Here is a 9,739-nt window from a genome sequence, read left to right on the forward strand (position 1 = left end):
GCTCGCTATATCTATCCCATGTTCAGTGACTTTCTTTCCAGGCTCACGCAGCCTCAGCCCGACCCGCTTGTCGAAGACGACGCCCGCCTTGCTCTGACGGCCCTGCTGGTGCGTCTGGCCCGTTCTGACAATGATTATTCCGATACCGAGATGGCGCGGATCGACCGCATTTCGGCGGAACGCTTTGGCCTGTCCCCGTTCGAAAGCGCTGCATTGCGCGCGCAGGCCGAGGATTTGGAGGCCGAAGCCCCCGACACGGTCCGATTTACCCGTGCCATCAAAGAAGCTGTCGCCTATGAGGACCGGCTGGCCGTGGTACAAGCCCTGTGGTCCGTAGCGCTTGCTGACGGTCATCGCACTGGCGAAGAAGACTCTCTGCTGCGTCTCGTGGTCAGCCTGTTGGGTGTAAGCGACGTGGATTCGGCCTTGGCACGCCAAAGGGCTGCAAAATCGTGATTGCAATGCTTGGCATGTACGACATGCCTGCGCTTCAAGCTGCAAATGACCGGTTCTGGGATCTGATACGCAATCATCTGGGTTACGGCCCAGATCACCTGACCCGAGATCAGGACATGTGGGAGGTCTGGCAGGACCCGAGTCTGATATTGGCTCAGACCTGTGGGATGCCGTATCGAACCCGAATACATGGTCATGTGCAATTGGTTGGAACACCAGATTATGGCCTGCCCGATTGTCCGGCTGGCCATTACTGCTCGGTTTTTGTCAAACGTCGGGTTGACGCCCGCGATCTACCAGATCTGGCGAACGGCACCTTTGCCTATAACGAGGCCCTATCTCAGTCCGGTTGGGCGGCCCCAATCACGCATTTGACAAAGTTGAATCTGTGCCCCGCTGCAGTTTTGGAAACCGGCGGGCACGCGCTATCGGCGCAAGCCGTGGCCGAGGGACAAGCCGACTTTGCCGCGTTGGATGCGTTAACATGGCATCTGCTGCAGGATCACACTGACCTGAATGACCGCGTGCAAGAGGTGACGAGGACCGCGCCGACCCCAACGCTGCCCTACATAACAGCACAAGGGCAAAACGCTGCGCAAATCGCACATGCCGTTCGCGCAGCCATTGAAAGCCTAGAGGACACGGATCGACAACAGCTGTACCTGCGGGGCCTAGTGGACATTCCGGCGTCCGATTACCTGTCTGTTCCCAACCCACCGACCCCAAACGCCTTACTTTCGAACAGCTGACCAATTTGTCGAATGCATTTGGCCATTTTGGGCGTTTGAGGTCTTGATTCTGTCATTTGCGCATTGCATTGACCTATTTTTTCGGTCCTAGTACCGCACCAACACCACCAACCACTGGACTGCCCGTGACAGAAACCGCTCCCGTCATCGAAATCAAAAACCTTCACAAAAGCTTCGGCAATCTCGAGGTGTTGAAAGGGGTGGATATCACGGCTCATCGGGGCGACGTGGTCTCGCTGATCGGATCATCAGGATCCGGAAAATCGACGCTACTGCGCTGCTGCAACCTTTTGGAAGACAGTCAGCAGGGTGAAATTCTTTTCAAGGGTGAACCTGTCACATGGTCTGGTGAAGGCCATGCGCGCCGTCCGGCGGACCCCAAGCAAGTCATGCGCATTCGCACCAATCTGTCGATGGTGTTTCAGCAATTCAATCTTTGGGCGCATATGACCATCCTACAAAATGTGATGGAGGCCCCAGTGACCGTTTTGGGCCGTGACCGGGCCGAAGTGGAAGACAGCGCACGAAAGTACCTGGACAAAGTGGGCATTGGTGACAAATGCGATGTCTACCCGGCCCAATTGTCCGGTGGTCAGCAACAGCGTGCAGCCATTGCGCGTGGCCTTTGCATGGAACCCGAGGCGCTGCTGTTCGACGAACCAACCTCGGCACTAGATCCCGAGCTTGAACAAGAGGTGATCAAGGTGATTAAGGATCTGGCCGCCGAAGGGCGCACCATGATCATCGTGACCCACGACATGAAAATGGCTGCCGACATCTCAAGCCACGTGGTGTTTCTGCACCAGGGCCTTATCGAGGAAGAAGGCACGCCCGAAGATATCTTTACGTCACCCGAATCCGAACGGCTTCGGGGCTTTCTCTCCGCCACTCAGGCGGCTTAACTTCAAATACAGAACCAAACTGGGGAGTAACCAATGAAAAACCTGATTCTGTCCACCGCAGCACTGGCGCTGACTGCCGGTATCGCCATGGCCGACACCGTCCGCATGGGCACCGAGGGCGCCTACCCTCCGTATAACTTCATCAACGACGCCGGTGAGATCGACGGTTTCGAGCGTGAGGTCGGCGACGAGCTGTGCAAACGCGCAAACCTAGAGTGTGAGTGGGTTAAGAACGACTGGGATTCGATCATTCCGAACCTGGTGTCGGGCAACTACGACACCATCATCGCTGGCATGTCGATCACCGACGAGCGTGACGAGGTTATCGATTTCACCCAGAACTACTTCCCGCCTGCGGCTTCGGCCTACGTCGGTGCAGCGGAAGGCGTTGATGTTGCCGGTGGTATCGTCGCCGCGCAAACCGCAACCATTCAGGCCGGTCACGTAGCCGAATCCGGCGCGACTTTGGTTGAATTCGCAACCCCGGAAGAAACCATCGCAGCCGTACGTAACGGTGAAGCCGACGCGGTCTTTGCTGACAAGGACTTCCTGGTGCCGATCGTTGAGGAGTCGGCCGGTGAGCTGGTTTTCGTAGGCGATGACGTGCCTCTGGGCGGCGGTATTGGCCTGGGCATCCGTGAATCGGATGGCGAACTGCGTGGTAAGTTCGACGAAGCAATCACGTCGATGAAAGCAGACGGTTCGCTGAACGAACTGATCGTCAAGTGGTTCGGCGAAGGCGTGCCGACCTACAACGCTGACGGTTCGGTCGTTACAAACTAATCCGTATCAAGCGGTTCGGCGCGTTTGTCGCGCCGAACCTGGCCCGTCAGAAACGCGGGCACGACGTTCGAAAGACGCTACATGTTTTCCTTTTGCGCTGATCCAGACACGCTCGGAACATTCCGTTGGTTTTCTTGTTACCTGACCAACGGTGTCCACTGGTCCTTCTACTTATCTTTCCTCAAAGTATTGGGATTGCTGGCCGTGACCGCGCCTGTTGCGTTGGCGTTTGGCTTTATGGGTGCAATGGCAGCCCGGTCGCATTTCCCACCACTAAGCTGGCTGGGAAAAGGGTACATCGCCATTGTGCGCGGCGTCCCCGACATCGCATTCTTCCTGTTTTTTGTCATTGCCCTGGATCAGGCGTTCGAATGGACGCGGCATAAAATCCTGTGCCCCGAATGGACCGACCCGATCCGTCAGGGAAATGACTTCATCGTGTGTCAGGCGGCCAAGCTGCCATTGGGAACAGCGCCGGAATGGGTGCATGAAACTTATGGGTTCTTTCTGGCCATCATCACTTTCTCAATCGTTTTCGGGGCCTTTGCCGCCAACGTCCTGTTCGGCGGCATGCGGGCTGTTCCACACGCGCAACTTGAAACAGCCGAAGCCTATGGCATGACCCGTCGTCAGACTTTCTGGCGCATCCTTGTGCCGCAGATGTGGGTCTATGCCCTGCCCGGCCTGTCGAACCTGTGGATGGTACTGATCAAGGCGACGCCGCTTCTGTTCCTGCTGGGGATCGAGGATATCGTCTATTGGGCGCGCGAGCTTGGTGGCACCAAGACCTCCAGATTCACACAATATCCCCACGGCGACTGGCGCATGTGGTACTTCCTGTTCCTGCTGATTTTCTATTTGGGTATGACCCGCGTATCCGAGATTGGATTGGAAAAACTGATGCGCAAGCTGTCGCACGGACAGGCCACCTCGGGCGGTGAATTGCTACGCAAGGAGACCACGGCATGAGCTGCTTGCAGACCATTCAGGACTATGGCCTCCGTTCTCTTGGCATTGGCGAGCGCCTGTTGCCCAAGAACGATTTCACCCTGTGCGAGCAGTTTACTCTGATCGGGTCAGGTATGATCTGGAATGTGTATTTCGGGATCATGGCACTGGCGACCGGTTTCTTTCTGGCCACCGCCCTGGCCGTCGGCAAAGCCTCGACGAACAAGTGGCTGCGCAAACCTTCGGAATGGTTCATCTTCCTGTTCCGTGGCTCGCCCTTGTTTATCCAGTTCTTCTTTGCCTACTTCTTCTTCCTGTCGCTGAAGAAATCCTACCCCATGTTTGACGCCTTCACCTCAGCCTGGCTGGGGGCGCTGATCGTGCTCTTCCTGAACACCGCTGCTTATTCGGGCGAGATCTTCTATGGTGCGCTCAGATCCATTCCCAAAGGCGATATTGAGGCCGCAGATGCCTATGGCATGACCGGTTGGGCTCGTTTCCGCCGGATCGTCTGGCCAACTATGCTGCGCCTGGCGTGGCCCGCTTATACAAACGAGGCCATCTTTCTGTTCCACGCCACCACGCTGGTTTTCTTCTCGGCTTTCCCAGCCTGGCAACAACGCGGAGACGCGCTGTATTACGCCAGCTACTTTGCCGACAAGACGTTCAACCCGTTCGTTCCATATCCGATTCTGGCGTTCTATTTCATTCTGCTGACATTGGTGATCGTCTGGGGTTTTGGCATGATCAACAAGCGCTTGAACCGGCATCTTCCAGTGGCCAGACAAACCAAGATGCGTTTCAAACTGAACCTCGCGCGCTGATCTTCAGCGCGCGCATCGCATCAGCTTTCAAGGTCATTCCAATGGCGCAACGCGTGCAGTCGCATGAAAACAAACCTGTTTTGAGAGAAGTGGTACCGCCTCCCTGGCTTGAACAGGGGACCTCTGGATCCACAATCCAGCGCTCTAACCAACTGAGCTAAGGCGGCACTCGTGAGGGGCGATGTACCGAACGCGCCGGGGGAATGCAAGAGGATTAAAGCCGAAATTTCCAGCTTTGTTCGACAAGATCGACCCCAAAGGAATGCACCGGTTTGCTGTCTGTCAGTTCCCACCCAAACGCCTTGTAAAGCGCACATGCCGCCTTGTGGCTTTCATGGGTCCACAGAACCATTTCCTGATAACCAGCGTCCCTTGCAAAGCCTGTACAGGCTTCCAGCAGCCGTTTGCCCACCCCATGGCCGCGTGCCTCGGGGACAAGCAGAAACAAGCGCAGTTTTGCGGTGTGTTGATCGACACCTACACAAAAAATGCTGCCCAGCCGCCGCCCGCCCTGCTCTGCAATCCACCCCTTTTCGCGGGTGGGATCGTGGGATGCGATGAACTCGTCAAGGATACGTGCAACCAAAGGCGCGAAACTGTCGTCAAACCCTTCATCGCGCGCATAGAGCGCACCGTGCTGTTCGACCAGCCAGGCGGCATCATCCGGTTGAAAGGTTCTGAGTATGACATCATCCATGTCTTATCTGACCGCAAAGGTGACTTGATTCTCAACCCTGCGCGCGCTAGCAGGAATGCTCAGTCTCGGAGGCACAGATGGGCATCAATACCGAACGCGACATTCAGGCGAATCTGCAAATCGGCCCAACCGATCAGGGTATGGTACGCTTGTTCATCGAAGCTGACGGTGTGGAAATTCCGATGGATTTCGACCCGGAAGAAGCCGAAGAAATCGCGGATGAGATCCGCGCAGCTGTCCAAGCCGCTCTGGCCGTCAAAGGCTGACGCTAAAGCCGCGGATCGCGCAGCGCGTGCAGACGACGTGCTGCATCTGTTGCAAACTTCTGGATCATCTTCTTCCGCCGTGCCGGGGCCAATTTGTCCTCAGGAGACATGCGCACAATTTCTGCGTCATATGCGTCGGCGATGATCAAACCGGTTTCCGCGGGCAAAAGATCGACCGGAAAATCAGTGTCGACAGCCCAGAAAAACCTATCACACCACTCCAAATAGCCCTGCCATTTCGAATCTGACTGATAATCCGCCCGGCTGGATTTGCATTCGATTACCCAAAGCTCACCCTTGGGGCCTAACCCCATCACATCGACGCGCAAGCCGCGTGCCGGGACAAATTCCTCAACAGATACAAAACCATGCGTCGCAAGGTGTCGCGCGACACCCCGCGCCAGTTTCTGTCCAGGTTGCAAATCCAAAACCATTTCTCAAATGTGAACAATTAGTGAACAAAAGTAAAGCGTCCCTTCAGACTTGACATGATACCTTTTGGTACTGCATTAATATGATACCAAATGGTATCTCATTTGAGGGTGCTTATGGAAAACCAAACTCAAAACGCGTTTCGTGCGCTGGCTGATCCAACCCGCAGGGACATCGTACAACTGCTTGCAGTTCAGGACATGACAATCGGGCAATTGACCGATCGGTTCGACATGACCCGAGCTGCGGTCAAGAAACACCTGACTGTTCTTTCTGACGGTGGCTTGATCTCGGTCGAAGTGCGCGGTCGGGAACGCATTAATCGACTTGAACCACTGGGGATGGCTCCTGTTCTGGATTGGCTCAGCTATTTTGACCAGTTCTGGGACGACCGCCTCAACTATCTCAAGGAAGCTGTTGAAAGGAAATCAAAATGACCGATTCTGTATTGAAGAAATCAATATTCCTCAGGGCCGAACCGGAAACCGTATGGGCTTATCTTACAGACCCTGGCCATTTGGCGGAATGGTTTCACAAACCGGAACGGCCGTTGGTCGAAGGTCAAAAGCTTGAGATGTTTGGCACCACAAGCGGCGACTTGCTGATCTGGGGCGAAGTTCGCGTCGCTAAGCCTCCCAAATATCTTGAATACACGTTCACAGTGAAACCTATGGGCGATGCTGTAAGCACCGTGAAATGGACCTTGGAGCCTGTGGCCGGTGGTACGCGTCTTGATCTGCTGCACGAAGGCTTGCCGCAGGGTGCCGATGCCTTCGAACTGATCCTGGCCTTGGACAAAGGGTGGGACGAACACTTTGGCAAGATGCGCGTGGCATTGCACGAAACTGTTGATGCCTGACCCCTTGTGCGAACCCGCTAGACACCCTAGTTAAACGCGTGGCGGGTTCTGCCCTTCTTGTGACAGGTAGCATTCTGGTGGCCTTAAGCAATTCCGAGGGGGCTGGCTCTGTTCAGGTCCTGGCCTGATTACCTGGCGCCCACCTGTACATACAGGTCCTCGGGAATCACACCGCACGGTTGACTGGTGGTCCCGCCGCAATTTTCCCTGAATTTCAGCGCTCTGCGCGGGCTTCCTGCTTGGCAAGTGCAGGCTTGAAGCTGTGCACGACAGGCGATCCACGCCGTGGACCACCGGGCTTTTCGGCCATGCTCATGATCTTGTAGGCAAATTGCACCCCGGCAAAGACGATGCCATTCATGAACCAGATCATGACCAGCGCGATCAGGCCGATTTCCGAGCCGGTGATCAGGTGGCGCAGATTCGCCACGTTCAACGCCAATAGTACGCCGACAAACACCGCCGAGATGACAAAACCCCAAGCGACTTGCGTGATATACAGACGGATCAGTTTCGGCATCGCATCTCTCCTTGCGCTGATATCAGAAGTCTAGCGCTTAGAGGGCGACGGTAAAGGCGTCAGAACGCCTCGGGCTGATCCTCACGTGCCATGTGATCCAGAACGGCGTTGACGAATTTAGGCTCTTTGCCTTCGGGGAAGAAAGCGCGCGCAACGTCGACGAATTCAGTGATGACCACCTTGGGCGGCGTATCGCTTTGGGTCAGCTCTGCCCCAGCTGCGCGGAACAAGGCACGCAATGTCGGGTCAATGCGCGCAATCGGCCATTTGGCAACCAGAGCGCGGTCGGTCATCTGATCGATCGGCGCCTGATAGTTCACCGCGTTGTCGACCAGCGATCGGAAGACGCTGATATCGCCATCCAGCATTTCTTCACCCTCATAGACGGCGCCAAAACGGTGATCCAGAAATTCATTCACGACGGCTTCCGTCGTCTGGCCCGACTGCTCCATCTGGAACAGCGCCTGCACAGCATAAAGCCGGGCGGCGGATTTCATCAGGCGTTTCTGGTTGGCCGGCTTTGGCGCGTCTGTCTGGGTCATGCTGTCGTGGGTCCGTTGTTGTCGCCCGCCACAAGGATGGACTCGGACGGCGGCTTGAATCCGACGCCCTTTTTGGAAGAGCCCCACTTACGGCTGAGTGCGATCAGATGCAAGGCCGCAGCGGCCGCCCCGCCACCTTTATTCATCTTTTCTGGATTGGCGCGGACTTCGGCCTGTTCGTCATTCTCAACCGTCAGGATGCCATTGCCGATGCACAGCCCTTGCAGCCCCATCAATTGGATCGCGCGGCTCGAGTCGTTGCAGACGGTCTCATAATGCGTGGTCTCGCCACGAATGACGCAGCCCAGCGCGACATAGCCGTCGAAATTGCACTGGCGATCGGCCATCGCGATGGCGGTCGGGATCTCCAGCGCGCCCGGAACCTCAACCACCTCGCAGGTACCACCGGCCGCTTCGATCTCGGCCTTGGCTCCGGCGATCAGGTTGTCGGCAATCGCGCGATAGAACGGGGCCGCCACGATCAACAGCTTCACCGGCTTGTCGAAACTGGGTGTCGGCAGAATGCCGTGTTTGTCTTGTTCAGCCATAATCAGTCTTCCTTCAGGATCGAACGGGTGCCCACGATGGACAGGCCAAACGCGTCGAGCCCCAAATACACGGTTTCAGGCGAGTCGGTCAGCAGCACCAGCTCCTGAATGCCCATCTTGGACAGGATCTGCGCGCCCAGACCAGTTTGCTTGATAGTGCGTGGGCCATCATCATCGATGGCATAAAGCGAGTTGCGAGGTTGCCGGAACAGGCAGACGACACCGCGCCCTTCTTCGGCGATCTTTTCCATCGCACGGGGCAACTCGCGCGAAGATTTCGGCCCGAGGCCCAGGATATCCGGCGCTTCGTGCAGCGCGTGCGTGCGGGTCAGAACCGGTTCGGGCGTAGCGATGTCGCCTTTGATCATCACGACATGTTCGATGCCATGAGTCTGGTCCGTGAAAATCCGCATTTCCCATTCGCCGCCATACTCAGACGTAACAGTCTGACGCGATGTTTCCACCACCAGATTGTCGTTGCGCGAACGATAGCTGATCAGGTCGCTGATCGTGCCGATCTTCATGTTGTGCTCTTGCGCAAACTCAACCAGGTCAGGCAGACGCGCCATGGTGCCGTCGGGCTTCATGATCTCGCAGATTACGCCGGACGGGTTCAACCCTGCCAGACGCGAGATATCAACGGCTGCCTCTGTATGGCCCGCGCGTACTAGCACTCCACCCCGCTTGGCCCGCAATGGGAAGATATGGCCGGGCGTCGCGATATGCGCCATTGTGTTCTGCTCATTGATCGCGGTGGCCACGGTCAGCGCACGATCAGCAGCGGAAATTCCAGTGCTGACGCCTTCGCGCGCTTCAATCGATACGGTGAAGGCCGTCTCGTGCCGGGACGAGTTGTTGACGGCCATCATCGGCAGCCCCAGCGCATCCACGCGTTCGGCTGTCATCGGCAGACAGATCAGGCCGCGCCCATGGGTCGCCATGAAGTTGATTGCCTCGGCATCGGCGAATTCAGCGGCAATGACCAGATCACCTTCATTCTCACGATCTTCGTGGTCGACGAGGATATACATCCGGCCGGCACGCGCTTCTTCGATGATGTCTTCGATCGGGCTGATCGCGTCGCGCAGCTCGGCCTCGACCGGTCCTGGGGTTTCAAAGCTCATGGGGCAGCCTTTCAGATGGCATGTTTGCACGGCGGCATAGACCACTCAGACCCCAAAGGCCAGCCTGCAAACGGCGCAGATCGGGCGCG

At 56.6% G+C, this 9,739-nt stretch carries 15 protein-coding genes and 1 tRNA gene; 9 read left to right on the forward strand and 7 right to left on the reverse strand.

The genetic code is table 11. The annotated features are described in order from the left end of the window. Positions 1-18 precede the first annotated feature (18 nt). The 6 genes from GS636_RS12025 to GS636_RS12050 all read left to right on the forward strand — a co-directional run bounded on the left by GS636_RS12025 (position 19) and on the right by GS636_RS12050 (position 4,662). A complete protein-coding gene (locus GS636_RS12025) occupies positions 19-456 on the forward strand; it encodes a TerB family tellurite resistance protein (RefSeq protein ID WP_171089278.1) in 438 nt (145 codons plus the stop codon). Further along, on the forward strand, positions 453-1,205 hold the full coding sequence (locus GS636_RS12030; protein WP_171669631.1) for a PhnD/SsuA/transferrin family substrate-binding protein: 753 nt from the start codon (positions 453-455) through the stop codon (positions 1,203-1,205). The genes GS636_RS12025 and GS636_RS12030 overlap by 4 nt, the downstream gene beginning before the upstream one ends. A gap of 125 nt (positions 1,206-1,330) precedes the next feature. Further along, on the forward strand, positions 1,331-2,107 hold the full coding sequence (locus tag GS636_RS12035; RefSeq protein ID WP_171669632.1) for an ATP-binding cassette domain-containing protein: 777 nt from the start codon (positions 1,331-1,333) through the stop codon (positions 2,105-2,107). Positions 2,108-2,140: 33 nt separating this feature from the next. Then, positions 2,141-2,890, forward strand: a complete 750-nt coding sequence (locus GS636_RS12040; RefSeq protein ID WP_171669633.1) for a transporter substrate-binding domain-containing protein — start codon at positions 2,141-2,143, stop codon at positions 2,888-2,890. A gap of 81 nt (positions 2,891-2,971) precedes the next feature. Then, positions 2,972-3,859: an ABC transporter permease gene (locus tag GS636_RS12045; protein ID WP_171089270.1), complete on the forward strand. Its 888-nt coding sequence runs from the start codon at positions 2,972-2,974 to the stop codon at positions 3,857-3,859. Further along, entirely contained in the window at positions 3,856-4,662 is an 807-nt protein-coding gene (locus GS636_RS12050; protein ID WP_171182637.1) for an ABC transporter permease, read from the forward strand. The genes GS636_RS12045 and GS636_RS12050 overlap by 4 nt, the downstream gene beginning before the upstream one ends. Positions 4,663-4,752: 90 nt before the next feature. On the opposite strand, the gene GS636_RS12055 is transcribed toward GS636_RS12050, so the two are convergent. Both GS636_RS12055 and GS636_RS12060 read right to left on the reverse strand, forming a co-directional pair. After that, a tRNA-His gene (locus tag GS636_RS12055) sits at positions 4,753-4,829 on the reverse strand. A 47-nt stretch (positions 4,830-4,876) separates the two neighbouring features. Then, on the reverse strand, positions 4,877-5,359 hold the full coding sequence (locus tag GS636_RS12060) for a GNAT family N-acetyltransferase (RefSeq protein WP_171669634.1): 483 nt from the start codon (positions 5,357-5,359) through the stop codon (positions 4,877-4,879). A 77-nt stretch (positions 5,360-5,436) separates the two neighbouring features. On the opposite strand from GS636_RS12060, the gene GS636_RS12065 reads away from it, so the two are divergent. Then, positions 5,437-5,625, forward strand: coding sequence for a DUF6324 family protein (locus tag GS636_RS12065; RefSeq protein WP_171089264.1), 189 nt, complete (start codon positions 5,437-5,439; stop codon positions 5,623-5,625). Positions 5,626-5,627: 2 nt separating this feature from the next. On the opposite strand, the gene GS636_RS12070 is transcribed toward GS636_RS12065, so the two are convergent. After that, positions 5,628-6,059 (reverse strand): MmcB family DNA repair protein, encoded by a 432-nt coding sequence (locus GS636_RS12070; RefSeq protein ID WP_171174837.1) that lies wholly within the window; start codon positions 6,057-6,059, stop codon positions 5,628-5,630. Between the two features lie 114 nt (positions 6,060-6,173). Between GS636_RS12070 and GS636_RS12075 the strand changes: the two genes are divergently transcribed. Then, complete coding sequence (locus GS636_RS12075) at positions 6,174-6,494, forward strand: helix-turn-helix transcriptional regulator (protein WP_171669635.1); 321 nt, start codon at positions 6,174-6,176, stop codon at positions 6,492-6,494. Further along, entirely contained in the window at positions 6,491-6,916 is a 426-nt protein-coding gene (locus GS636_RS12080; RefSeq protein WP_171182631.1) for an SRPBCC domain-containing protein, read from the forward strand. Before GS636_RS12075 ends, GS636_RS12080 begins: the two co-directional genes overlap by 4 nt. 214 nt (positions 6,917-7,130) lie before the next feature. Here GS636_RS12080 and GS636_RS12085 read toward each other — a convergent pair whose 3' ends face one another. From GS636_RS12085 to ribB, 4 genes are read right to left on the reverse strand one after another with little or no spacing between them, the layout of a single operon-like run. After that, positions 7,131-7,436 carry a hypothetical protein gene (locus GS636_RS12085; protein WP_171089256.1) on the reverse strand — a complete coding sequence of 102 codons (306 nt, stop codon included), beginning with the start codon at positions 7,434-7,436 and terminating at the stop codon, positions 7,131-7,133. Between the two features lie 59 nt (positions 7,437-7,495). Next, positions 7,496-7,978 (reverse strand): transcription antitermination factor NusB, encoded by a 483-nt coding sequence (nusB, locus tag GS636_RS12090; RefSeq protein WP_171669636.1) that lies wholly within the window; start codon positions 7,976-7,978, stop codon positions 7,496-7,498. Further along, positions 7,975-8,526 (reverse strand): 6,7-dimethyl-8-ribityllumazine synthase, encoded by a 552-nt coding sequence (locus GS636_RS12095; protein ID WP_171669637.1) that lies wholly within the window; start codon positions 8,524-8,526, stop codon positions 7,975-7,977. The genes nusB and GS636_RS12095 overlap by 4 nt, the downstream gene beginning before the upstream one ends. Positions 8,527-8,528: 2 nt before the next feature. Beyond that, the gene (ribB, locus tag GS636_RS12100; RefSeq protein WP_171669638.1) at positions 8,529-9,650 is read right to left on the reverse strand and encodes a 3,4-dihydroxy-2-butanone-4-phosphate synthase; all 1,122 of its coding nucleotides are present in this window, start codon (positions 9,648-9,650) and stop codon (positions 8,529-8,531) included. Between the last annotated feature and the right edge of the window lie 89 nt (positions 9,651-9,739).

The sequence above is a fragment of the Ruegeria sp. HKCCD4884 genome (genome assembly GCF_013110855.1).
In the GTDB taxonomy this organism is placed as follows: Bacteria; Pseudomonadota; Alphaproteobacteria; order Rhodobacterales; family Rhodobacteraceae; genus Ruegeria.